The 23,732-nt window shown below is 72.3% G+C and carries 22 protein-coding genes and 1 pseudogene; 10 read left to right on the top strand and 13 right to left on the bottom strand.

The window, feature by feature from the left end:
• Positions 1 to 43: 43 nt before the first annotated feature.
• Positions 44 to 985, bottom strand: a complete 942-nt coding sequence (locus tag MY520_RS08535) for a serine hydrolase (protein ID WP_436691658.1) — start codon at positions 983 to 985, stop codon at positions 44 to 46.
• A gap of 236 nt (positions 986 to 1,221) precedes the next feature.
• Here MY520_RS08535 and MY520_RS08530 point away from each other — a divergent pair, with 236 nt between their 5' ends.
• Together MY520_RS08530 and MY520_RS08525 are read left to right on the top strand one after the other, a co-directional pair.
• On the top strand, positions 1,222 to 2,115 hold the full coding sequence (locus tag MY520_RS08530) for a hypothetical protein (protein WP_436691657.1): 894 nt from the start codon (positions 1,222 to 1,224) through the stop codon (positions 2,113 to 2,115).
• A 7-nt stretch (positions 2,116 to 2,122) separates the two neighbouring features.
• Positions 2,123 to 3,544: a DUF4407 domain-containing protein gene (locus MY520_RS08525; protein ID WP_436691656.1), complete on the top strand. Its 1,422-nt coding sequence runs from the start codon at positions 2,123 to 2,125 to the stop codon at positions 3,542 to 3,544.
• A gap of 27 nt (positions 3,545 to 3,571) precedes the next feature.
• Here the strand turns inward: MY520_RS08525 and MY520_RS08520 are convergent, their stop codons facing one another.
• The 4 genes from MY520_RS08520 to MY520_RS08505 all read right to left on the bottom strand — a co-directional run bounded on the left by MY520_RS08520 (position 3,572) and on the right by MY520_RS08505 (position 7,092).
• Positions 3,572 to 3,964 carry a hypothetical protein gene (locus MY520_RS08520; RefSeq protein WP_436691655.1) on the bottom strand — a complete coding sequence of 131 codons (393 nt, stop codon included), beginning with the start codon at positions 3,962 to 3,964 and terminating at the stop codon, positions 3,572 to 3,574.
• Between the two features lie 158 nt (positions 3,965 to 4,122).
• Positions 4,123 to 5,052, bottom strand: coding sequence for a PGN_0703 family putative restriction endonuclease (locus MY520_RS08515; RefSeq protein ID WP_436691654.1), 930 nt, complete (start codon positions 5,050 to 5,052; stop codon positions 4,123 to 4,125).
• A 108-nt stretch (positions 5,053 to 5,160) separates the two neighbouring features.
• On the bottom strand, positions 5,161 to 5,727 hold the full coding sequence (locus tag MY520_RS08510) for a hypothetical protein (protein ID WP_436691653.1): 567 nt from the start codon (positions 5,725 to 5,727) through the stop codon (positions 5,161 to 5,163).
• A 9-nt stretch (positions 5,728 to 5,736) separates the two neighbouring features.
• Positions 5,737 to 7,092 carry a tyrosinase family protein gene (locus tag MY520_RS08505; RefSeq protein ID WP_436691652.1) on the bottom strand — a complete coding sequence of 452 codons (1,356 nt, stop codon included), beginning with the start codon at positions 7,090 to 7,092 and terminating at the stop codon, positions 5,737 to 5,739.
• A 105-nt stretch (positions 7,093 to 7,197) separates the two neighbouring features.
• Here MY520_RS08505 and MY520_RS08500 point away from each other — a divergent pair, with 105 nt between their 5' ends.
• From MY520_RS08500 to MY520_RS08485, 4 genes and pseudogenes are all read left to right on the top strand, one after another.
• The gene (locus tag MY520_RS08500) at positions 7,198 to 7,716 is read left to right on the top strand and encodes an HAD domain-containing protein (protein WP_436691651.1); all 519 of its coding nucleotides are present in this window, start codon (positions 7,198 to 7,200) and stop codon (positions 7,714 to 7,716) included.
• A gap of 166 nt (positions 7,717 to 7,882) precedes the next feature.
• A pseudogene (locus tag MY520_RS08495) lies at positions 7,883 to 8,071 on the top strand (cupin domain-containing protein); the annotation flags it as partial.
• A 51-nt stretch (positions 8,072 to 8,122) separates the two neighbouring features.
• Positions 8,123 to 8,293, top strand: coding sequence for a hypothetical protein (locus MY520_RS08490; RefSeq protein WP_436691650.1), 171 nt, complete (start codon positions 8,123 to 8,125; stop codon positions 8,291 to 8,293).
• Positions 8,294 to 8,396: 103 nt separating this feature from the next.
• Positions 8,397 to 9,236, top strand: coding sequence for a carbohydrate kinase family protein (locus MY520_RS08485; RefSeq protein ID WP_436691649.1), 840 nt, complete (start codon positions 8,397 to 8,399; stop codon positions 9,234 to 9,236).
• A gap of 14 nt (positions 9,237 to 9,250) precedes the next feature.
• Here the strand turns inward: MY520_RS08485 and MY520_RS08480 are convergent, their stop codons facing one another.
• The 4 genes from MY520_RS08480 to MY520_RS08465 form a co-directional block, all read right to left on the bottom strand.
• Positions 9,251 to 9,622, bottom strand: a complete 372-nt coding sequence (locus MY520_RS08480; RefSeq protein ID WP_436691648.1) for a type II toxin-antitoxin system death-on-curing family toxin — start codon at positions 9,620 to 9,622, stop codon at positions 9,251 to 9,253.
• A complete protein-coding gene (locus MY520_RS08475) occupies positions 9,619 to 9,825 on the bottom strand; it encodes a CopG family transcriptional regulator (protein WP_436691647.1) in 207 nt (68 codons plus the stop codon). Before MY520_RS08475 ends, MY520_RS08480 begins: the two co-directional genes overlap by 4 nt.
• A 61-nt stretch (positions 9,826 to 9,886) precedes the next feature.
• Positions 9,887 to 11,542 (bottom strand): FAD-dependent oxidoreductase, encoded by a 1,656-nt coding sequence (locus MY520_RS08470; RefSeq protein WP_436691646.1) that lies wholly within the window; start codon positions 11,540 to 11,542, stop codon positions 9,887 to 9,889.
• 158 nt (positions 11,543 to 11,700) lie between these two features.
• Positions 11,701 to 12,432, bottom strand: coding sequence for a DUF4352 domain-containing protein (locus tag MY520_RS08465; protein WP_436691645.1), 732 nt, complete (start codon positions 12,430 to 12,432; stop codon positions 11,701 to 11,703).
• A gap of 416 nt (positions 12,433 to 12,848) precedes the next feature.
• Here MY520_RS08465 and MY520_RS08460 point away from each other — a divergent pair, with 416 nt between their 5' ends.
• The 3 genes from MY520_RS08460 to MY520_RS08450 all read left to right on the top strand — a co-directional run bounded on the left by MY520_RS08460 (position 12,849) and on the right by MY520_RS08450 (position 15,347).
• Positions 12,849 to 13,715 (top strand): hypothetical protein, encoded by an 867-nt coding sequence (locus MY520_RS08460; protein ID WP_436691644.1) that lies wholly within the window; start codon positions 12,849 to 12,851, stop codon positions 13,713 to 13,715.
• Between the two features lie 109 nt (positions 13,716 to 13,824).
• Positions 13,825 to 14,451, top strand: a complete 627-nt coding sequence (locus MY520_RS08455) for a hypothetical protein (RefSeq protein WP_436691643.1) — start codon at positions 13,825 to 13,827, stop codon at positions 14,449 to 14,451.
• A complete protein-coding gene (locus tag MY520_RS08450; RefSeq protein ID WP_436691642.1) occupies positions 14,451 to 15,347 on the top strand; it encodes a hypothetical protein in 897 nt (298 codons plus the stop codon). Before MY520_RS08455 ends, MY520_RS08450 begins: the two co-directional genes overlap by 1 nt.
• Before the next feature lie 47 nt (positions 15,348 to 15,394).
• Here the strand turns inward: MY520_RS08450 and MY520_RS08445 are convergent, their stop codons facing one another.
• From MY520_RS08445 to MY520_RS08430, 4 genes are all read right to left on the bottom strand, one after another.
• On the bottom strand, positions 15,395 to 16,930 hold the full coding sequence (locus MY520_RS08445; RefSeq protein WP_436691641.1) for a VWA domain-containing protein: 1,536 nt from the start codon (positions 16,928 to 16,930) through the stop codon (positions 15,395 to 15,397).
• 254 nt (positions 16,931 to 17,184) lie between these two features.
• Positions 17,185 to 18,180 carry a DUF3048 domain-containing protein gene (locus MY520_RS08440; RefSeq protein WP_436691640.1) on the bottom strand — a complete coding sequence of 332 codons (996 nt, stop codon included), beginning with the start codon at positions 18,178 to 18,180 and terminating at the stop codon, positions 17,185 to 17,187.
• 342 nt (positions 18,181 to 18,522) lie between these two features.
• Positions 18,523 to 19,101: a DUF6308 family protein gene (locus tag MY520_RS08435; RefSeq protein ID WP_436691639.1), complete on the bottom strand. Its 579-nt coding sequence runs from the start codon at positions 19,099 to 19,101 to the stop codon at positions 18,523 to 18,525.
• 250 nt (positions 19,102 to 19,351) lie between these two features.
• On the bottom strand, positions 19,352 to 22,603 hold the full coding sequence (locus tag MY520_RS08430) for a TM0106 family RecB-like putative nuclease (RefSeq protein WP_436691638.1): 3,252 nt from the start codon (positions 22,601 to 22,603) through the stop codon (positions 19,352 to 19,354).
• Positions 22,604 to 22,774: 171 nt separating this feature from the next.
• On the opposite strand from MY520_RS08430, the gene MY520_RS08425 reads away from it, so the two are divergent.
• A complete protein-coding gene (locus tag MY520_RS08425) occupies positions 22,775 to 23,689 on the top strand; it encodes a phosphorothioated DNA-binding restriction endonuclease (RefSeq protein ID WP_436691637.1) in 915 nt (304 codons plus the stop codon).
• The last annotated feature ends 43 nt before the right edge of the window (positions 23,690 to 23,732 follow it).

Here is a 23,732-nt window from a genome sequence, read left to right as displayed (position 1 = left end):
GCGGTGCCCCGGCCGTCTGCTGACGGCCGGGGCACCGCGGCGGTCAGCCGATCCCGCTGAGGACGGCGGCAGCCGCGGCGTCGAGCGAGTCGCGCGCGCGTGCCCACGACGTCGAGCTCGGGAAGTCGCCGAGGAGGACGACCACCCGCCCGTCGGCGAGCTCGCCCGCCGAGTGCAGCTGCCGGCGCCCGTCGACGCAGCACATCCAGCCCTGCTTGGCCGCCACCGGCCCCGTGGCGCCGGTGCCGCTCGAGAGCAGGCCGAACCGCTGGTCGAAGCCGTCGGCGGCCGTCGCCGAGGTCGACCGCAGCCAGCCCAGGAGCCGGTCGGCGTCCCCGGGGTCGAGCAGCTGCCCGCGCGCCGCGAGGACGGCGGCGAGATCCGTGGCGCTCGTCGTCGCCTGGCCCCACTGACCCGGGATCGACGGCGGCGCGGTGGCGGTGAGCCCCAGTACCGCGGCGACGTCGGTGACCAGCCCGGGCCCGTCGTACCGGTCCCACAGCCGGCTCATCGCGGCGTCGTCCGACCCCACGATCGCCCGCTCGGCCAGGGCGACGTCCTCGTCGGGCAGGGTCAGGGCACCGCTCTCGTCGAGCGCCAGCAGCCGGGTGACCACGAGCAGTTTCACCAGCGACGCGGTGGAGACCGGCCGGCCGGCGTCCGCGCTGGCGAGCAGCCGGTCCCCGTCGGCGTCCAGGACGACGACCGAGACGGTTCCGCCGGCGCCCGCCGCTGCGGCCTCGACGCCGGCCAGCACCGGCGCCGCGTCGATCGTCCGGAGTTCGGCCTTCGCGGAGGGCCCGGTCGCCTCCGGGACGTCGGTCGCGGCGGCCGTCTTGCCGTCGGTGGCGACGTGGCTGTCCGCCGCCGCGGTCACCATCGGGGTCGTGCAGCTGGCGAGGCCGCCGAGGACCACCCCGGACGCGCACAGCGCAGCGAGACCCCGGCGGAGCCGGTGGTCCAGGAGGGGACGGCGTCCGGCCACGGGGACAGGGTGGGGGCGCTACCTGCCGGTGAGCAGGGAGTCCGCTGCTCGCCTCCTCCGGATGAGGGAGCCGCCCGCGGAGTCCACGGCTTCGCCGTCTGGCCCCTACGGGTGAGCGCCTCCTGCGGCGGCACGTTGATCTTGGTAACAAGTGTCAGGACTTCGAGCCGATCGCGTTCCGGAGCCTGTGGTTTCGAGAACAAGAGCGGGGCCTCGGCCCACGCGTCGGGGGGAACATGTTCCACGAGCCGCTGCGGCGGGATCCGCTGGTCGTCGGCTGGGCCGTGGTGATGCTCCTCGGTGCATTCGTCGCGCTGAGCAACAACACCGAGTGGAGCGGCGACCTCGACCCCGATCGGGTCGCGGGCTTCCTCAAGGACCTTGCCGATGCCTTCCTGTGGTCGTTCATGCTGCTGCTGCTGCTCGCCTGGCTCCGGGCACGCCTGTGGCGCGTGCCCAGCAGCTCACCCCGACGCAGCGGTGGAGCAGCCCGCCGGGCGACGCAGGACGCTCCGCCACTCCCCTGGACCGATCGCTGGTTGCGGGACTGGCGCGAGGCCGAGGCCCGGCAGCGCACCGATCGACCATCCGGCCCGCCCCCGGCTCCTTCGCCCGTCGTCTGTCGGCACGGCGCGCCGCTCGACGTGGAGGGCCCGGCACAGCAGGCCCCCGTCCTGCAGGCGCTGTCGGTGAGCCACACCATCGTGCGCCCGGGTTCGCAGGTCAGCGTGACGTGGTGCTTCCAGAACTGCCGGGACGTCGTCGTCGACGGCCGCGGCGGTCACCCGTCGTGCGGTGAGGCGCTCGTGCAGATCGACACCAGCCGGCGGATCCAGCTCGTCGGGCGGAACCGGTACGGGACGACACCGGTCGCGACCGCGACGGTCGTGGCCATGACCGTGCCGCAGCTGGACCTGCCGACGGTGGCGGCGCCGCCACCGGTGTCCCTGCGGACCGACGTCGCCGCGACGGTCGGCGCGAGCACTCCCATCACCCAGCGGCTCGACGACTTCTGGGCGACGCAGGAACGCCTGCGGCCACGGGTGGACGCCCCGGCGCGGGTCGTCGGGGTGCCGGCGTCGGTGGTCGACGGCCTGCGGCGAGCGCGTCGCACGAGCGGGAAGGGCTGAGCAGGCCGTGCGCACGTGGATCGACCGGCACACGATCGCCGAGGTCTTCCTGACCGTCTCCGGTGCGAACCGCGACGTGCTGGAGCAGGCACCCCGAGACCGCACCAAGCACGTCGCGATGGGCATCGTGCTCGCCTCGGTCGCCCTCATCGCGGTGGGCTCGGCGTCATACGCCTTCTACCTGGCGCTGCACATGCCCGTGCTGATCGCCGTCCTCGGGGGCCTCGTCTGGGGACTCATCATCCTCAACCTCGACCGCTGGCTCGTCGTCTCCACCCCACGCCTGAAGCGCTGGTGGTGGACCATCGCCATGGCCCTGCCACGGTTCGGCCTCGCAGTGCTCATCGGCGCGGTGGTCTCCACGCCGCTCACCCTCGCGATCTTCAGCGGCGAGATCGACACCGAGATCCAGGTGATGGCGGCCGAGGACGAGGACCGGTTCACCGAGCAACTGGCCGCGGACAGCCGCTACCAGCAGTTGCCGGAGCTGCGGCAGCGGATCGGGGAACTCCAGGCGGACCTGGCCGACGGCGTCTCGGAGAACGACGTCCTGCAGGACCCGGCCGTTGCGGACCTGCAGCGGCGGCTGGACGCCGTCACCACGCAGTACGACGCGGCTGAGGCGGCCGTGGTGTGCGAGACGGAGGGCACCTGTGGCTCCGGCGCGGCCGGCGTGGGGCCTGCGGCGGCGCAGAAGGTCGAGATCAGGGACCGGCTCCTCGGGGAGAGGGACGCGCTCACCCAGCAGCTCGAGGCGATGAAGGCGCAGGTGCGTGAGCAGCTCGGTCAGGAGGAAGGGACCAGGAGCGCGGACCAGCGGGCGCAACTGGAGGCGTTGGAGGCCCAGGTCGCAGGGACCCAGGCCGACATGGATGCCGAGATCGCTGCCCACCAGGAGGCCGTCGGGGACAGTGACGGGATCCTGGCCCGACTGTCCGCGCTCAGCCGGATCGAGGAGGACGACCCGGCACTGGGCAGGGCGCACACCCTGCTGTTCTGGTTCATGACCGCGATCGAGTGCCTGCCGATCCTCTTCAAGACGATGCTCTCGCTCGCTCCGCCCACGCTCTACGAGACGCTGGTCAAGCTGGAGGACGAGAAGGCGGAGCAGCGTGCCCGGCTACGCCTGCAGACCGAGTACGAGGAGGCCGAGACCCTGGCCCGGTCGGCGCTCGCCGCCGCCGAGGCCCGCGCGGCCCGAACTCTCGAAGCGGAGTCGAAGGCCACGGGAATGGTGCTGGGCGCCCAGCTCGCGGTCACCCGCGACGGTGTACGGCGCTGGCGGGACGAGCAGCTCGGGAGATCGCCGTCGTCCCGTGGCGGACCCGTCGACCTGGGCAAGCCATCCCCCGTGCCGGCGGCACGGAACGAGGCGGACCTCGACGCCTTCCTCGACGACCTGGACAGCGACCTCGCGCCGTCCTCGTGACCCTCCTCTGGCATGGCGGAGCGCTGGTCAGCGGCCGTTCGGCTCCTGGCAGGGGCTCGGCGGCTGATCCGCGGACTGCAGGGAGAACACCGCCCCGGCGTCGCGCGGCCAGGTGCGGAGGAAGAGGAGCCCGAACCTGCGGTTGAGCAGCGCGTCGGAGCCGACCTCGTCGACCAGCTGCGTGAGCCGCCCGGCGTCGTGGTTGCGGTAGCGCCGCAGCTCTTCGCCGGCGGCCACGGTGAGGACGTCCCCGACGGCGCCCATGACGACGACCGCGCTCCAGTCGTCGTCCGGACCGCCGTCGCACAGCTGGACCCGGCGCGGGTGCACGCCGTGGCCGGCGGCGCAGCTGTCGCACCCGGCGCCCTGCAGCGCGCGGCCGCCCTCGCCGACGGACGATCCGGGGTCGCGGTCGGTCATGGCGGGCTCCTTGCTGAGGAGGCGGGCAGGAGCCCGCCGTGCCCCAGGAGAGCACCCGGCGAACGACTATCGCCTGCTCTCCCCACCGATCGGAGGCCGATGTCCTCCGGGAGCGTGGCCGACGCGGACCGTGGTGACGCTGGGTCAGGCCCGGGCGGTCAGCAGTCCGCGACGTAGCGACGGCGGAACTCGGCGGACCACGTGCCGAGCTCGTCCACCCGGGAGGCGGCGTCGGCCAGGTCGCCGTGGCCGACGTGCCGCACCGCGGTGCGCATCCGGCCGCGCTGTCCCGCGACCGCGTCGACGGCGTCGCGCGCCGCCGCGTCGTCGTCCCGGGCCAGGACGACGGTGACCGCCTCGTCGAACACCGGGCCGCCACCGGCCCGTCCGCCCCGGCGCACGCTCTCGGTCAGGAGCACGTTGCGCAGCAGCTGCCGCGTGGCGTGCCCGCCGAGCTCGGCGAAGGCGCCGTCGGCCATGCCGAACGTGCGGCACCAGCAGTCGTACTTCTCGTCGGCGGCCTCGCTGGCGGGGTCCCGGCTGAAGCCGTCGACGTACTTCGTCTCGACGGCGATCAGCTGGCTGCGCCCGTCGGCCAGCCGGCCGGCCACCACCGCGTCGAACGCGGTCCCGTCCCGGAGGTGGTCGCGGCGGTCGGGCGCCCACTCGCACTCGATCCCCGCGATCCGCCGTCCGCGGACGTCGATCCCGACCAGCCCGACCAGGTCGAGGCCGAGCAGGTCGTTGAGGACGGCGACCGCGGACCGGGGGTGCGCGCGGAGGTGCCCGAAGACGCTGAAGCACAGCGGCATCGAGCTGAGCATGTTGGTGAACAGCCGGTTCTTCTCCAGCCGGCCACCCTCGCGCGACACCTCGTCGGCACGGCTGCACGCGTACTCGGCGGCCTCCTCGCTGAGGAAGTTGCGCCGCCACTCGTCCGGCGCCAGGTAGTTGCCGAGGGTGCGCCGGCGCGCGTCCTGGCCCGCCGGGAGCCCGAGGACGAGCTCGCGGTAGCGGGACTGCCGGTGCCGTTCGCGCCGGGTGACGGCGTTGTCGGACGCGACGGTGACGAGGTCTGCTGTGGTCATGCCGAGGCCCTTCCGCGGAGGCGGTGTGGTCCGCGCGCGGACCCGTGCCCAGGTGTTCGGCCGTGAGCTGCGACACATCAAGGTCAACGCGAGGAACGCGGGGGGTTCTCAGGGCACGACCAGTTCCCGGGTGCCGTCCGCGTCCCGGACGACCACTCGCTCCACCTCGCTCCGGAGGAAGGTCTCGGCTGCTCTCAGCGGGGTCGGGTCACTCGGCTGATCGGGGAACGCCGGCTCCAGGTAGAGCGTGTAGCTCCGCTGGCCCGTCGCGACGGACTCCAGCTCGAACCAGACCCGGCACCCCTCGGTCGGCGCGGTGACGATCGCCGACAACCGCCGCCGGTCCCCGCCGAGCGTCCTCAGCTCGTAGCCCTGGTCCGGCCTCGTGAGGACGAGGTGGTGCCCCGGGGCGGTGGCCGAGCCGGTCGCGATCCACCGCTCGAAGAGCGTGATCCACTCCGCCGGCCACGGGCCTCCCACCGGGAGACCCGGCATGTTCTGGCTCCCTTGACCGCGCAACCGGGTGAGGACCTCCTCGCGTGCGCCCCACACCGTGTCGAGGTCCCACAGGTCGATGCCGGGTGTGACCTGACTGAGCATGTGCGCGCGGTCGAGCAGCCGGAACAGCGGGCGGATGTGCAGCTCGAAGACCGGCGGCCGCTCCGGCGTCGTCATCCCGCGCTCTCAGCGGACGCGCAGGGTCAGGTCGCCGAAGTCGATCGCATGGGCGGCGTCGGACGGCCCTGCCGCCGCCTCCGCCGGGCCGTGCTCGTGGCCGCCGGCGGTGGGCGTGAGGGCCACCGACACCTGCCACTCCTCACCGGCGTGCGCGCCGGCCAGCGCGGTCAGGACGCGGCCGAGATCGACGGTGACGTCGTGGGTGGTGTGCCCGTGGTCGTGGTGGGAGCGCCAGAAGTACAGGACGTCGGCCAGGTGCCGCTGCCGGAACTCCCGGTCCGTCGTGTGCAGCTCCTCCCCGGCGCGGGTGAGGTACACGTCGGCGCCGTAGGAGAAGGGCAGGGTCACGTGGACGTCGCCCAGCCGCAGCACCGCCTCCTCGAGACCGGGCTGCGGCACGGAGAAGGCGAGCGTGCGCACGAGCGCCGGCTCGCGGCGGGCGCTCGGTACGACGTCGAGCGCGGGGTGCACCCGGAACGGCGCGCCGTCGACGTCGGGGAGCGGCGGCGGGGCCTCCCCCGGCGCGTAGTCGTAGACGTAGCCGAACTGCTTCTCGGTGTCGAGCGTGTCCCGGACGAGGAAGCGGTTCTCCTCGAGGTGCTCACGGTCCTTGAACAGGCCGCACAGCCGGCAGTCGAGATCGGTGCCGGTCTCGAACCGCTCCTGCCACTGGGCCCACAGCAGGTCGATGTAGCAGTGGAAGGAGAAGAACATCGGGTCCTCGGCCGCCGTTCCGGGGTCGGCCATCGTGCCGCCGATGAACCCGTCGTGCATCGCGTTGTGCGCGGGTTGCTCGAGGGCTCCGAAGCCCTCGCCGAACTGTCCCTGACAGTCCATCTGCCCGCCCGCGTGGCCGCCGAAGCTCGTCGAGCTGAGCTCGGGGTCGGCGGTCGACCAGTCGGGCTTGGCGAGCACCTGCTCCTCGAGGTACGCCCGCGGGAACGGCAACGCCTGACACCCCGGTGCGGAGTCGGGGCGGCACACCGGGTCGTCGTTGCGGAGCGCGTGGTGCAGGACCGAGTTCTCGTCCTCGAACGCCTTGGGGAACCGCACACCGCTCGGCAGGGCCGACCAGTCCCAGTAGGGCAGCGTGACGTTCGACGTCCGGGGCGGGTCCGAGCGCCGCAGCGCCTCCTCGAAGAGGAAGAGGTGCGCGCGATGCCACGGCAGGAAGGTGTCGTTGGCGTGCTCGCACGGGCCGAGCATCGTGTTGTGCAGGTCGGCGAAGTACTGCAGCCCGTCGATGCTGGTGGGATCGGCGTCCGAGATGGCCTTGAGCCGGGCGAAGGCGTGCTCGTAGTCGGCGAGCTCGCCCGGCGTGAGACTGTCGATGCTCTTGCGGATGCGGGGCTGGGTCGCCATCGCGGCAGCCTGCAACCGCCTGTGTCACGGGGTCGTCACCGCGCCGTCACCGCGTCGGTACTGGATGCTCGCACCGCTGGTGTCATCGGCCGGAGGACGTGTGCAGTGGATTCGACGAACGACGTCCCGATCCTGCTGCTCGACGTCGACGGCGTGCTCAACGCGGCGTGCGTCGATCTCCCCGAGGGCTGGGCGCGGGGCACGTTCAACGGGTACGTCCTGTCGTGGGACCCGACGATCACCGCCCGGCTGCGCGAGCTGCACGAGTCCGGGCGGGTGGAGATCCGGTGGCTGACCACGTGGGCGGGGGACGCCGACCGGCTGCTGGCCGGGCCGATGGGCCTGCCGCCCGGGCTGCGGGTGCACGCCCGGGAGGGTGCCGCGGCGACCGGGTTCCTCGGCGTGCTCGACGGTGCGTCGGGCTGGTGGAAGCTGGCCGCCGCGCAGGCGGTCGCGGAGGCCGAGCCGGACCGGCGGATCGTCTGGATCGACGACGACCTGGCCCAGCAGGCCGAGGACACCGGCGCGTGGCTGGCCGCGCACCCGCACGTGCTGGTGGTCGCACCGAAGCTGTACACCGGGCTCACCCACGAGCAGCTGGACGCGATCGAGGCGTGGCTCTGATCCCTGCACGTCCGTGTGCGGGGGTCCTGCGGCAGTACCGTGCTCGCCCGCCCTCCATCGAGGAGCAGACGATGAACGACCGGCCAGTCGCCCCCTCGGCACCGCGCATCCTCAGGGCCGCGGACGGCGTGGTCATGGGCGACCCCGCCGGAGTCCGTGACCGCTTCTGATCGACGGCGAGGACGCCGGCGGTCGCTTCGCTCTCGTCCAGCACCTGTTCGCACCGCGGACGCTCGCCGCTCCGCTGCACCGTCACCACCGGGAGGACGAGTACACCTACGTCCTCTTCGGGCGCATCGGCGCCGTCCTCGGGGACGACGAGGTCGTCGCGGAACCGGGCGACCTCGTCTTCAAGCCGCGGAACCAGTGGCACACGTTCTGGAACGCAGGGGACGAGCCGGCCGCGGTGCTCGAGCTCATCTCACCCGCGGGGCTCGAGCAGTTCTTCCGGTGGCTCGGGAGCCTCGAGGAGCCACCGACGCCGGAGGAACTCGCCGACATGGCCGCCCCCTACCAGTGCGACGCCGACCCGGACGGGACGCAGCGCATCCTCGAGCGGCACGGCCTGACGTTCTGACGGGCGAGATGGCCGGGAACGTCGCGGTCCGGCCGGCCGCGATCGGGGCGAGGCCCTGACGCCGGCGTGGCCGCGCCCGGCGGGCTGCGGCCCGGTGGTGGCGGTGGGCAAGCTCGTGGCCGACCAGGTCCTGGAGCTGTCCGGCCCCCTCGTGGTCGGCGGGCAGCAGCGGGTCGTGCGGACGACGACGGCGGGCGGGGCGCCGGCCAACGTGACAGCGAACGTCGCCCGGCTGGGCGTGCCGGCGCGGATGACGGGCTGGGCCGGCGCGGACCCGGCGGCCGACGGGCTGCTGGCTGCGCTCGCCGGGCGCGGGGTCGAGACCGTGGTGGTGCGGCGCGGCCGGACGCCGCTGTCCACCGTGCTCGTGCACCCGGACGGTGAGCGGACCCTGCTGAGCGACGGTGGGGAGGGCGGTCTCGAGCCGGCCGACGTCCGCACCGGGTGGGTGGCCGGCGCCGCCGTCGTCCACCTGGACGGCTACGACCTGCTGCGCTTCCCGTCGGCGCTGCGGATGGCGGCGTCCCTCGCCCGCGACGCCGGCGTCCCGGTCAGCGTCGACGCGGCGGCGGCTGCCCGGATCGAGGGTCACGGCGCGGGCGCGTACGTCGAGCTGCTGGCCGGGCTGCGGCCCGACGTCCTGCTCTGCAACGCCGACGAGGCGGACGCGCTCGGGCTGGCCGGCGACCTGCCCGGGTGGGCGCCGGAGCTGGTGCTGGTGCACGCCGGGGCCCGGCCGACGCGGGTGCTGACGCGGGCGGGTGCGGCGGAGGTGGCCGTGGAGCCGGTGGCGTCAGTGCGCGACACCACCGGCTGCGGGGACGCCTTCGCCGCCGGCGTGCTGGCCGGCTGGCGCGGTGGAGCGTCGGTGCCGGACGCCGTCCGCGCCGGTCATGCGGCGGCCGCTGTGGTTGCGGGCGTCGTCGGCGCCCAGCCGCCCTGACGCGCACCTCCGTGTCAGCGCGGGACGACCCGGAGTCGGTCGGCGATCTCCTCGACGTCGGCTGCACCGGCGGCCACATCCATGACGAGCTGGAAGGCGGCGTCGTCGCTCACGTCGGGTTCGGAGGCGTTGAGGTCCAGGAACACGACGGTGGCCAGCCAGCCCAGCCGCTTGTTGCCGTCGACCAGGGGATGGTTGCGCGCGAGCGAGTGGAGCAGCGCGGCGGCCTTCAACGGCAGCGTGGGATAGGCCTCTTCCCCGAAGACGTGCGACCGGGGTCGGGCAGCCGCGGAGTCCAGCAGACCCACATCGCGGACCGGGCCGGTCCGCAGAGCCCGGACGAGGCCGAGAAGATCATCGAGGTCGAGGTACTCGACCTCGCTCACACGGTGCCGAGCCGGTGGAGCACGTCGCCCCACTTGTCGATCAGTCGGGTCGAACTCTCCTGGACCCGCGCAGCGTGGCCGCTCCGCTCGTACCGCTCGAGAACGGCGCGTCGGATGATCTCCTGCCGCGAAGCGCCCTCAGCAGCCGCGAGCGCCGTGAGCGCCTTCTCGAGCTCGTCATCGGTCCGCAGCGTCAGCGCCATGTCCCCGATGGTATCGGTCTGATACCACCACGCCAGGGCATGGACGGCGAGGCAGCTCGTGTCAGGAGGCGACCAGGCGGTGGACGAACTGGATGGCGATCGAACCCTCGCCGACGGCGGACGCCACCCGCTTCACCGACCCGTGCCGGACGTCCCCGGCCGCGAGGACCCCCGGCATGCTCGTCTCCAGCGGCAGCGGGCGGCGCCCGAACGCCTGGAGCGCGTCGGCGCTGAGGTCGGGTCCGGTCATGACGAAGCCGCCGTCGTCACGCTCGATCGTCGGGGGCAGCCACTCGCTGTGCGGAACCGCGCCGATCATCAGGAACAGCCCGTAGGCGTCGACCGTCTCCTCCTCGCCGGTCCCGCGGTCGCGCAGGACGAGGTGCTCCAGCCGGCCCTCGCCGCCGCCGTCGACGACCTCGGCGCCGGTCCGCACCTCGATGTTCGACGTCTGCTCCACCTGGCGGACCAGGTAGTGCGACATCCCGACGTCGAGCGACGCGGCCCGCACCACGAGCGTGACGCGCTTGGCGTAGTGGGCCAGGTGCAGGGCGGCCTGGCCGGCGGAGTTGGCGCCGCCGACGACGTAGACCTCCTCCCCCGCGACCATCGGCGCCTCCGACGCGGCGGCGCCGTAGAAGACGCCGGCACCGACCAGGTCCTCGAGCGGCGCGACACCCAGCCGGCGGTAGCTGGCGCCCGGTGCCAGGACGACGGCGTGCGCCACCACCATCCCGCCGGTCTCCAGGGACACGACGATGCCGTCGTCCTCGCGCACCAGGTGCGAGACCCGCTGCATGAAGGCGAAGCGGGCGCCGAAGACCCAGGCCTGGTGGTAGGCGCGGCGGGCCAGCTCCGAGCCGCTGACGCCGCGGGGGAAGCCGAGGTAGTTGCGGATGGCCGAACTCGACGTGGCCTGCCCGCCGATGCTGCCCGAGTCGATGACCAGGGTGCGGAGTCCCTCGGAGGCGCCGTACACGCCCGCCGACAGGCCGGCCGGTCCGCAGCCGACGATCACGAGGTCGTACCGGTCCCGATTCGGGTCGACCGAGGTGCCCGCGGCGCGCGCGATGTCGGCGTCACTGGGGTCCTCCAGGACGTGCCCGTTGGGCATGACGAGGACCGGGAGCCTCTGTGCATCGGTCGCCGCGAGGAGGGCGCGTCCCTCGTCGGAGCCGGCGAGACAGAACCGGTGCGGCATCGCGCAGCGCCCCAGCACCTCGCGCAGCTCGTAGGCCCGACCGGACCAGGTCTCCCCGACCACGTCGATCGTGTAGGGGGCGCGGCGCTGCGCCTCGGCCCAGGCCAGCAGGAAGCTCGAGATCGCCAGGTGGAACTGCTCGTCCGGTGGCGGCGAGGGCCGGACGACGTACTGGTCCATGCGCCCGCGCGCGATCGCCTCGAAGATCGCGTCACCGGTGGCCGGGTCGCCGAGGTGGCCCCACCCGATGAGCAGCACCCGCTGGGCGTGCGGGAACAGGTGCGGGACGCCGGCCAGGACATCGGTGCCCGGCGAACCGCCCAGCACCTCGCCCGCGAGCACCAGGGCGACCTGTTCGCCGTTCGCCGCGAACTCCTCGAGCATGGGGCGGGCCTCGTCGGCCGAGCGCAGGCAGCAGACGCGGTAGTCCGACGCGTACCGGTTGCGGAGCTCCCGCTCGACGTCTGCCAGCAGGTCGGGGTCGTCGTCGATCGCGACGAGCAGAGGGGCGCTCATGGCCGACATGTCCCCGAACCGTAGGAAGCGCGCGCCGCGCGGGACAGGTTCGAAGGTCACCTTGCAGAGGCACGAGTCCTGTTGGTGGGCCGGCGCGCCTCGAACGACTGAGGGCCTCCCGCCGGAATCGACGAGAGGCCCTCAGCGAGGTGCCGTGATTACTGCAGGTTGACCGTGACGCCACCCGACAGCATCGAGTCGTGCAGCTCGATCGAGCTGGGGACCGTGCCGGCCGGGACGTCGAAGACGACCTTGCTCGACAGCGTGTTGCCGGGGTTGATCTCCTCGTACAGCGAGGACGAGTCGTCCAGGTAGATGGCCGCCTCGCTGTCGGAGGAGAACTCCTGACCCTGCGCGTTGAACAGCGTGGCGTTGCCGCCGAGGAAGCTCTGCGCCTCGTCGCCGATGTTGGTGATGGTCAGATCCACGATGCAGAACTGGCCCTGAGCCGTCGTGTTGAGGAACTCGTTGCCGATCTCGGTGCTGCTGCAGTCGACGCCGTTGACGACGAAGTTGAAGTCACCGTCGGCAGCCGGCTGGCCGATGCCGGGCGCGGCCGGCTCGGCAGGCGCGGCGGGCGCCGCGGGAGCCTCCGCGGGGGCCTCGGCAGCAGCTCCGGTGTCGGCACCGGCAGCGGCGTCAGTGGAGGCGGATTCATCGGTCGCCGAGTCGCCGCCGCCCGACTGGGTGGCGATGACGATGACGACGATGACGGCGAGGACGAGGAACCAGGCCTTCTTGTAGAAGGGCTTCTTGGCCGGAGCCGGCGGCTGAGGGGCGTAGCCCTCGGGCATCTGCGGCGGGCCGGCGGGCGCGTGGGTCTGGGACATGGATTCCCCCGGGTGGGCGGTGGTGACCGAGGCACCGGTACCGCGGCTGCGGTCCGGCATCCGTGGTGCTCCTCGGATTGGCGTCAGGACGGTGACACGGCGACGTAGCGAAACTCGGGAGGCCGAATCCGACGACACCTCGCCACACGCCTCTCGCCACAGGGGTTGCCCCCGGCCCCACCAGGCCTCGCACCCACTCAGTCAAACCACGAGACCCATGGGTTCCGTCTTCGGCGCGAAGGTCCTCCCGCACGTCGTCAACGAGTTCCGGAGTCCTCGAGAGCGACCCAGCGCTGAGCCCTTCCGGGTGATCGGTCTGCCGTCGGGGCTCGGTGATGTCCTCGTGACGCGCCGGTGACGCGGACGCCCGATCCTGCGACCACGCCAGCTGACCAGTCATGTGTGAGGCCGCGCGACGTCTCCACGATGGTCACGATTCGGCAGCTGGTACCGACCTGCGCCTCAGGGACGTGTGCATGGACCCCCGCTTGCTGGCCGCGATCATCGCCGGCGTCACCAGCGTCCTGGTCACGGTGATCACCGTGTTCGTGACCTTGCGGCAGGGCACTCAGGGCCGCCGGATCCAGAAGCAGATCGCCGACCGGCAGGTCCACGCCCAGGAGAGCATCGCCGAACAGCAGGTCCAGGTGCAGAAGGGCATCGCGGAAGCGGAGACGCGGGCACAGCGCGACCTCGAGCAGTTCAAACAAGACCTCAAGGCCGCTGCCGAGACGAGCGAGCGGCTCCGCACGGTCGAGGAGGAGCGCGACCGGTACTGGGCCTCCCTGCTGGACGCGGCAGACGACCTGTATGACCGCATCCGGAACATCCGCCAACGCGGGTTCCTCTTCTACTTCTCCGGCTCCGAGCCGCGACGGAAGGTCGCCCAGCAGAGCACCTTCTACCGCTTCGCGCGCTATTGGGGCGCCGTGGAGAACGTCAACGAGGCCCAGGCGCGACTTGGCCTGGAGCGCGACAATCCTCGAGCCCTGGCCGTCGCGGCGGAGATCGGGCAGACGTTCACCACCGACAGCCTCGGCCACCAGTTCATGGTCTGGCGCGAGGAGCAACGAGCGATCGGCGAACTGATGCGCCGCGGCGTGGGCGAGGCGTCTCTCGACCCGCTTCTCGGCTTTGCCTCGTTCGTCCGGCGGTACGACGAGGACTTCGAGGTCTGGTTCGCGTCGATGAGCGCCGACCTCGATGCCCCACAGGCGGCGGGGAATCAGCGTCTCGCAGCCCTCCAGACGCTCCTGGCCGAACTCGTGCGGGAACTGCGCCGGGATCTCGACGCCGCTGACGAAGCGCAGCAGCCCGTCGCCTCCGCGGCTGACATGCCGTGATCGCCGATGCGCGCGACGGTCGACGCCACAGTCCGGCTTCCGCTACAGCCGACTCGTGCACCGTTCCCCTGTCGTCCGCGGAGAGCCACGAGCGCTTCAGGAGGCCGAAGTGATCGTCCAGTGGTGCATCAAAGGCCTGTCCCTGCCGGACGATGCCAGCGCCAAGCGCATCCTGGATGACCAGAACGGGATCGTCTGCAACTGGTGGCGCAACTCCCTCGAGATCGACCCCCAGGAAACCCAGCAGAGGCTGTCAGAGGCGACGCTCGATGCCCACGTCAATCACTTCACGACCATCGATCCCAGCACGGGAAAGCCCTACTCCTTCGGGACCCCGTTCATCTCGTTGTCGGCCGGCACCGTCGAGCGCGACACGGCCGCGCGCACCAACTGGGTACACCGGGCATGGCGGACGGGACTCTGGTTCGGCACGATGTTCGGCGCCCGCGACACGGCCTACCTGTACACCTGCTGGTGCGTGGTCGCACCGCGGCCCTCGGTTCCGCTCGAGGGGGTGGCGGAAGAGATCAGGGACCTGAACGTCTACCGCCACTACTCGCCGTTCCAGACCGAGGGTGAGATCACGGCGAAGATCGTCGTCCCCGACAACCAGATCGCCGGGTGCGAGAAGTGGCAGTGGAACCAGGCCGCCCGTCGAATGGACCGCTGCTGGAGCCAGCCCAATCCACGCTTCGTCCCGCCGGAGCGACTCACCAACGTCCGGGAGCTGCTCTGATGTCCCGCGCCCATCTGCAGATGCTGGAGCTGGACCCCCAGCAGGTCAACGTGACGGTGGCCTTCCTCGAGGCCTGTGCGAACACCAGCCTCGCGGAAGCGTCCGGGCACGACGACCGGCGCGGCCTGCCGACCTCCCGGGAGGGGACCGACCGGGAGTGGGTGCTGAGGATGGACGCCGCCTCCGCGTTGCGCGACGCGGCGCAATGGGCCGCGTTCCTGGACCCGCAGACGGCCCGCCGGCTGCTCATCGCGTCCGCGCGGCAGTTCCAGGAGCTGGACCACGGCTTCGGCATGTTCCTCATGGCGGTCGCCGGTGCATGGCGCATCGATCCCCCGCTGGGTGACATCAGCAGCACGCTCGCCCAGGTCGAGGCGGCGCAGGGTCCCGACGTCGGGAGCGACGTCCCGGCGCCGCTCCGACACCCACAGCAACAGGCCTATGTCCTCCTCGCCGCCGCCGGCACACCGGGTGTGGCCAGGGCCGACGTCGCAGCCCTCGGCCGGCTGGCCGAGACCTCGCGGCACCGGCTCGGCGTCGTACCCGTGGGAGCCCTGGGCACGCCGCTCCGGCGCTTCTGGGACGTCGCGCTCCACCTGCTCGTCGGCGACCCCGTGACCGGGCCTCCGGTGGTCTTCCAGCACCTGGAGTCGATGAGCCGGACCTACGCAGAATCGATCGATCTCGCGATGACCAACCACTACCTCTGGAGGCACGGCGCTGCCCCGGTCGACACCGCGGATCTCGACATCATGGGGATGACGGTGCTCTCGGTGGCGCGGTTCGGCATGGCGCCTGTGGCTGACGCCCTGGGCTCAATGAAGGAACGCCTGACGCCGATCGCCCGGATCCCCATGGAGCTCGGGATGGAGTTGGCCGAGGCTCCTCCGGCATAGGTGTTGTTGCCCGGTACGTCGGAGAGCGTCTGCACCGACGACGGTCCTCAGAGGTGCGCCGTCAGCGCCCCATAGATCTTGTCGACGTGGTATTCGTCGCTGGCCGCAGAGTGACCGCCGGTGGCGCCGGCCAGGCGGTCCAGAAGGGCCACATCGGCGCCCTGCCCGTAGCCGATGGCGAAGAACAGACAGCCACAACCGCGCAGTCGCTCCTCCAGAGCCGGCAAGGAGATCGTGGAGTTGTTCTCCTCGCCGTCCGTCAGCAGCACGATGGCCTTCAGGTGGGCCGGGTCGCCCGATTGCAGCAGAGTCAGCGCGCGGTCCACGCCGTCCAGGAGCGCCGTCTGCCCACCGCCCTGCAGGCGGCGCAACCGGTCGACGACGTCGGACCGCACCGGGTGCAGTGACGACAGGGGCACGAGCACCTGCGCGGAGTCGGCGAACGCCACCAGGGAGATGTGCGGATCGGCGCCCTCGAGCCGGTCGAGGAAGCCCTCCGCCCCGCGCTCGGCGGCCGCCAGCTTGCTGCCTGACATGCTCCCCGAGACGTCGATGACCAGGCAGACCTCCGCCGCCCTCTTCGTCTCCGACCAGCGGTTCCGGAGCACCCGCACCAGACGGGGAGGCATCTGCGCAGCGGGCGGCGTCGCCGCACCGATGACGCCGACCCGCTCCGTCACGGACGTGGGCTGAGCCTCCATCAGCTGTGCGGTGTCGGTGGCCGTGCCCAGCTCCGCGCCGAGCGGACGCCAGCCCTCGCCCCGCAGGACCCCCGCCATCTCGGGCGAACGCAGAGCCTCGACCAGGGCTCCGGACGACTCGCGTTCGAGGGAGGTCGCGGTCGGCTCGACGAGGCAGATCTCCTGATCCACCCAGGAGCTGTCCCCCTCGGGATGCACCAGAACGGCATGCAGGCCGGGATGCCGCGCGAGCGCCGCGAGGGCGCTGCGCTCCTGGACCAGCACGACGTCGGCCCGCCAGTCCCCTCCGGCCGCCGCCCGGTCGATGACCGTCGCATCGTCAGGCCCGTACTCGACGATGCGCTCCTGCACACCCGCCATCAGCCGGTCCAGGGCGGGACCGGCGTCGTCGAGGGATGTCGCTCCCAGCTCCTTCAGCCCTGCGTTGTACGCGGCCGTCACCACGGCAAGGCCGTCACCGGAGCGTGCGTGGGCGTGCATGAACCGGAGCGGTCGAGTCGGGTCGAACAGGTCGGCCCAACCGAGACCACGGTCGACAGCCCCCACGCCGGCGGCGACCGCCGGTGACATGAGGAACACGATGGGGCTGCTCGCGAAGGACGACGGGGTGATGACAGGTAGGTCGGTTCCGTCCGACCAGGGCCGGTCGCGCCACTGCCGCTCGAGCTCCGGGAAGAAGAAGGCCGACCCGGGGGAGAAGCACCGGAAGTCACGGGCGACCACCCACTGGAGGACCTCCTCCTCCGGGTAGTAGTGGAAGACGAAGTCCCCTTCTGCGTCCTCAGCGAGGCCGAGACTCCGGGTTGCGCGCACCCGGCGTGCGGCTGCGGTCAGTACGACGGCCTTGTCCGGCGTCGCTGCTACATGCACTGGACGGTCCATGGCTCGCTGCTCTCGGTTCAGGGCAGACGCCCGGTCGGGTACCGGTGATGCTCACGGCGGCCCGTCACGACGACGTCACCTCGTCCGGAGCGCGGCACTACGCGCGGACGACGGTCGCCATCTCGACCAGCCGGCGGGGTGCGTTGACCTGACGCAGTTGCTCCGGCGTCCGGACGGCGGCGTCGAGCAGCACGCCCGGCGACGTGGCTGTCGGCGGGGCGACGAGGGGCCCGTCAGCGTCGCCGTCGTCGTGGTCAACCGGTGACGACTGCGCCGCCGCCGTTGGGGACCAACTCGATCCAGGTCGTCCCGGGGGCAAATGTCACCGGGTCGCCGTCCGCTCCGGTCAGGCTCACCCGGTCACCGGTCCCCGGCTTGGACCAGGTGGCCTCGACCGCGTGCCCACCCGAGGCGACAAGGGCTCGGCCGGTGCCGGTCAGGATGGTCTCCGGGACGGGGTTGCCTGCCGGATCACGGGCCTGGGTCGCGACGACGTCGACGCGCAGCACGACGACGTTGGCCGCGCCCATCCGCCGGCCGTCCGCCTCGACGGCCGGAGCACTCCCCTCGCTGCGCAGCCACCGGCCGTCCGCCGCGCTCCACGCCCACCGGGGGTGGCTGACGCCGGACAATGTGAGATCCAGACTCGTCGCCGGCTCCCCCGTGGCAACGGCCGTGGATGGGCCGGCGGCGGCGTGCTCGAACTGGACGCCGGGTGCGGCGCGATGGGCGGCGTCGGCCTGGTCGACGAGCGTCTGCGGCACCGCGTAGACGTTGTGCGGCGCCGAGCGGGTCGACGTCCGGGAGAAGCCGTCGGCGCCGGTGTCCTGGCTGAGCACCTGCAGTCCCGCGTCCCGGGCCGCGGTGATGTAGGACGGCACGCCCCCGGAGAACGCGAGCAACCCGCCGAGCGGCGCGGCGATCGCGGGGTCCATCGGCCGGATCGAGCGCACCGGGCCGACCTCGGGCGGGAGGGTGGAGTGGTAGACGGCGACGAACCGGGTGATCCCGCCCTCGACCACCTGCTCCCACACCACGTCCGCGCCGTCCAGCCCGGTCTGCGGCCGGGCGGCAACGGAGTTCTCGATCTTCACCGCGAGCGCCGGCCGGTCGGGGACCGCATCGGCCGGGACGCCGGTCAGCGGCCAGGCGGGCCCGGACGGCGCTGCGGTGGCCGGGCCGAAGAACGGCAGCGCATACAGGTGCCGCTCCGCTGCCTGCCACGCGACCACGCCGGCCGTCACCAGCACGACCAGCAGGGCCGCTCGGAGAGCGCGCCTGGGCCTGGCTCGGCGGCGCCCCTTCGCCGACTTCCGCTTCCTGGGCTGGGACCTGTTCCTGGCTGCGGAGCCGTTCCTGGGAGCGGGCCGGCGCCGGGGCTTGGTGGATCTGGGCAGGTCACGGCTCCTCGGCTCGCGGCGGGCGTTGCCCCTTCTCTATCGGCAGGGCACCTGTCGGCTCCAGCGGGGTCGATCGGGAGCCGCAGTGACCCGAATCAGCGTGCACCGACGGCCGCAGTCGGGAGGCCGATCGTGGACGAGTCGCCGTGGTGCACCCAGCGTTCGCAGCTCGTCGGCGAGCAGGACATTCGCTCAGGAAGTCTGCGCATCCATCCAGATCGCGATGTCTGCGACCCGGGTGAGCGGCATGGGTTCTCCCCGGACACGATGCCGTTGGGCCAGTTCGGTCATCCATCGCTGGTTCGCGATCAGCTCCGCACGCATCCTCAGCCGAATGTCTCGGGGCGACCGCGTCGCGAAGAAAGCGCAGACGTAGCTGTCGATCAACGGCACCGTGGGGGCCAACCGGTGCAGGACCTTGGACACGGCAACCGGCCCCCAGGTGCGCCGATCGCGTCGCGGCGACCTCGGCACGGCCAGGGCGAGGGAGTTGGCCTCGCGTAAGGCGGGCATGGCCGCCTGCTCCTCGGTGCAGTCCTCCAGGGCGGGCAGCGCTCGAGCCTCCGTGAGCGCCTCGTCCAGTGCCTGCCGCAGCTGGACGTGAGGGGTCTCGCCCACGACGAACAGTGGCGTCACGTCGCGCCAATCGAACCGGAGGCTCAGCAGGTTCACCATCAACACGTCTGCCGGGGTCACCGGCCCGCCGCGCACGTCACTCTGGTCATAGGTGTGGAAGGCGTAGTGAGCAGTCGGAGACGTGTAGCGGATCAAGTGCTGCGCGGCCCGGTCCCGCAGTTCGAGAAGAGATCTCGGCGACCGCCTGGGTCGTCGCGAGGCCGTCACACGTACCCGACCTGCAGCCGCGTGACCGCCGCTCCACCCCTGGCCCCCGGAGCGTCGGCACGTGGCAACGACTGGAGCCCGCCAGGGACGCCCACGACCGCACCATCCGTCACGGCACCATCCTGACCACTGCTCCTGCTGGCCGATCCCCCGGCCGGTCGACATCGTGCCGCGCGGCTCACGCCGGGACGACGCTTGCCATCTCGACCAGCCGGCAGAGGGCGTTGACCTGACGGAGCTGCTCCGGCGTCCGCACCGCGGCGTCGAGCAGTTCCTCGCTCATCACCACGACGGCCAGCGCCTTGGCGCGTGACACCGCCACGTTCAGCCGGTGCAGGTCGTAGAGGAACGAGACCCCGCGCGGGGCGTCCTCCGCGCTGGTCGACGTCATCGAGTAGACGACGACCGGCGCCTCCTGCCCCTGGAACTTGTCCACCGTGCCGACCCGAGCGCCGTCGGGCAGCAGTCCGCGGATCCGCGCCACCTGGTTGTTGTACGGCGCCACCACGAGCACGTCGTCCGGACCGATCGGTCGCTCCACCAGCTCGTGGTCGACCCAGCCCACGCCCTGCAGCGACCGCCACAGGTCCGCGACGGCCGCCGCCTCGTCGTCCGAGGCGGCCGCCGCCGGCTTGGTGTGCTCGACGAACCGCACGGCCAGCCCGCTGGTCCAGCCCCGCACCGCGATCCGCTCGCGGTCGGCGGCCGACTCCAGCCGCCCCTCGTACGCCAGGTCGGACACGAACGCGGTCAGCGCCGGGTGCATCCGGTAGGTCCGGTCGAGGAAGACGCCGCGGTCCTCGGGCACGGTCGGGTGCCCCTCCAGCAGGTGCTCGAGCGCGGAGAGCCCCGACTCCCCCGGGTGCACGGCCTGGGTCGGCTGCGCCAGCTGCTGCGGATCGCCCAGCAGCACGAGCGACTTCGCCGACCGTGCCACGGCGACCGCGTTGGCCAGTGAGAACTGCCCCGCCTCGTCGATCACCAGCACGTCGACCGCCTCGGCCAGGTCCGGCCGGCACCAGAACCACGCCGTCCCGCCGACCAGGTTCGCCGAGCCGTCGAGCAGCCGCGAAGCCACCTCGGCGGAGTCCTTCGACCACTCCACGCCGGGTGCGCCGCAGGCCTGGTGCTCGTCGCACTTCTGCAGTGCCGGCCGGTCGACCGCGCTCAGCACGTTGCCGATGACCGCGTGGGACTGCGCCGTGACGCCGACCCTCTTGCCGGCGTCCAGCAGCGCGCGGATCAGGTGTGAGGCCGCCCGCGTCTTGCCACTGCCGGGCGGCCCCTGCACGGCGAGCACCTCGCCGTCCAGCGCCAGGCCGAGCCGGACGACGGCGTCCCCGGCCTGCTCCCCCGGCAGCCGCCGGGTGTCGGAAGGGACGACGCGGTCGAGCAACGCCTGAGCGAGGCCGGGCTTGCCCGCGAGGACATCCTTCGCGGTGGCGGCGATCGATTCCCGCTGGGGCTTGTCGTCGAGTGGCCCCTCCGGACCCAGCCCGCGGACGGCGCCCGGCGGCTTGGTGCTCTTGATGACGACCCGCCCGCCGACGGCGTCGAGCTCGCGCACCTCGCCGATCCGCGCGCGGGTGTCGACGTCGAAGGCCGGCTTGCCGACCGAGAGCGTGGCGTCCTGCGGCGGGAAGCTGAACTCGTAGAGCTTGCTGCGCTTCTCGGTGCCGACCTCGACCGCGCCGGACAGGCCGCCGAGCGCCGTCCGGTCCTCGACGAGCTGCTCGTCCTCCAGCTCGCCGCGGCTGAAGAACTCCCACCAGCCGGGCCGGGCCTCGCGGCGGTGCCACTGAGCCAGGTCGCCGAGCAGCCCGTGGCCGCGGTCCTGCAGCTGCTCGACCAGCGCCAGCTCCGCGACCTCGGCGTCCGACCGGGGCGCCGGCGCGGACACCACGGGCACCCCCGGCCGCGGCTGCGGGCCGTGCTCCGCCTCCAGCTCGGCCCGCTGGGTCTCCAGCCAGTCGTGCAGCTCGCGGGTGGAGTCGACGTCGTCCTTGTTGTAGTCCTCGATCGACTGCAGGCGGATGGGGTCGCCGTCGATCAGCCACTTCTCGTACTCGACGACGCTGGACATCGCGTCGGCGACGTCGCCGGTGTGCTCGCGCCCGTAGAAGGCCTCGACCTTCTTGATCGAGTAGGACTCCTTGCTGATCCGCATCGACTGGCGGACGACGGGATAGAGGTCGACGAACCGCTCGGCGCGCAGCAGCTGGTCGAGCTCGGCCTCGCGGACGCCGTACCGCCCGGTGAGCCGCTTGAGCGCGCTGACCTCGTAGGCGGCGTAGTGGTAGACGTGCATGCCGGGGTCGGCGCGCCAGGCGTCGACGATGCGGTCGACGAGGTCCTCGACCAGGCGGCGTTCCGCGGCGGCGTCGTGCGCCCACAGGGCGGTGAAACGGCCTTCGCGGTCGCCGAGGCCGGCCAGGTACTCCAGGCCCTGGCCGTCGCCGGACAGCGGGTCGCCCTCGAAGTCGAGGTAGAGGTCGCCGGCGCTGGGGGCCGGCAGGCGGAGCAGTCCCTGGGCGGGCTGCGGAGTGAGCAGCGTCCGGGTGGGGACGCCGGCAGCGCGCCCGCTCAGCTGCTCGCGGGCCTGCTCGCGCAGCCGCTCGCGGGAGCCGCGGCCGATGCCGGTGGCCTTGAGCGTGTCGTCTTCCGCCTCGGCCAGCTGTTGGAGGGTCGTGACGCCGACCTCGAGGAGTGCGGCGCGCTGGTCGCGACGCATGCCGGCGACCAGGCTGAGGTCGTCGTTCTCCCGCAGCTCGGTGGAGCAGCGCGGCGCCCAGGTGCACTGGTCGCAGTGGCCGATCGGGACGGGGGCGGTGGCCGTCGGTGTCTCGATGAAGCCCTCGAGCCGGGCGCGGGCGCGGCGGGCGTAGGCGGCGACGTCGACCAGACGCCACGGGCGGGTCTCGCCGTCGCCTGTGACGACGCTGATCCGCTCGGGCGCGCGGCCCTGCAGCGTGGCGAGCCGGTCGGCGTAGGTGGCCATCTGCAGCAGCGCCGGCACCTTGATGCGGCGGGCGAGCTTGGCGTCGGCGACCTCGTAGGACCACTCCCCCAGGTCCGACGGCTCCGGCGTCTTCAGCAGGAAGTCGGCCTGGCCGCCCCAGGTGCCGTCGAACAGCGTGGCCTGGTGGATGACGTCGGCGCCGGCGCGCATGGCTTCGACGGTGCCCGCCTCCCCGCTTCGCCTGTGGAGCCGGACGACGTCGAGCCCCTGCTCCTCCAGCGACTCCAGGAAGCGGAGCTCGTGGGCGATGCCGAGGTCAGCAACGAGGACCGTCTGGTCGCTGGCGCCTTCGGCGGGCGGGTCCAGCCGGCGGTCGGCCACCTGCAGGTTCAGGGCGGTGAGGTGGTGGCACTCCTGGTGGCGGGTCAGGTCACTGGGGCTGAGGACCAGTCGCCCGTCGAGGCGGTACACGGCTCAGCCCTCCGTCGGGCGGACGGCGGCGGGCAGGGATGAGTGCGGCAACGTTCCCCCGTGTGCGTGATGCAGAGCCACAGGAGGCTGTCACGGACGACGCCGTCCCGGAAACCTCCCGCGCCGTGTCCTGCGACGCTGCGACGCGCCGCTCGGGGACAGTGAGCACCCGTGTCACTCACTGCCCCTGACGCTCAGCAGGCCCTTGAGCGGTTGTCCTCGCTTCGCCAACACCAGCAGGACGGCCGCCGGTCTCCGCACAAACCGCTGCTGGCCCTGCTGGCTTTGGGGCGCCTGGCCGCAACCGGGACGAGCAGTCTGCCGTGGTCAGATGCCGAGGAGAAGCTGGCTGACCTGATCGAACAGTTCGGGCCGACGTCGAAGACGGGCCGGGCGCAGAGTGCTGCGTATCCGTTCACCCGACTGCGCTCCGACGGCGTGTGGACGTTGGACCGTGATGTCCCGATGGACAACGTCGGCCCGCTACGCGAGGGCGTGACCGGCCGGCTCGAAGCGTCACTGGAAGCGGCGTTACGCGACCGCCCAGCCCTGCTCGACGAGGCGGCTCGGGGGTTGGTCGAAAGCCACTTCCCGAGCACCGTCGCGCCCGACGTCCTCGTGGCCGTAGGCCTGGACCCGGACCTGCTGACCGGCGGTGTTGCGAAGGACGACGGCGCAGGCCGGGAGGAGCGGCGGCGCAGTCGCGTCTGGCCCGCAGCCGTTCTCGAGGCCTGGGACCGCCAGTGCGCGTTCTGCGGGTTCGACGGCCAGGCCGGCGGTGTGCCCGTCGGGTTGGAGGCCGCGCACATCCGCTGGGTCAACCTCGGTGGCCCCGATGAACTCGACAACGGTTTGGCCCTCTGCTCTTTGCACCACAAGCTGTTCGACCGCGGGGTGCTCGGCCTCGACGACGACTTGACGCTCGTGGTCTCCCGCCGGTTCTCCGCGCGCACGCCACACGGGCGAGCTGTCTACGACCTGCACGGCCACCGGCTGCGACCGCGGCCAGGGACGCCTCTGCCAGCACAACAGCACCTCCTGTGGCACAGGGAGCAGGTCTTCCACGGGACTCCGCTGGCCGCTTGAGTGGCGCCGCTATGAGACGGAGTCGTCCGGTTACGGTCCGTCC

The organism is Geodermatophilus sp. CPCC 205506 (assembly GCF_051383635.1).
Classification (GTDB): Bacteria; Actinomycetota; Actinomycetes; order Mycobacteriales; family Geodermatophilaceae; genus Geodermatophilus.
The sequence above is the reverse complement of the archived record's forward strand: the minus strand, read 5'-3'. Positions and strand labels throughout refer to the sequence as shown.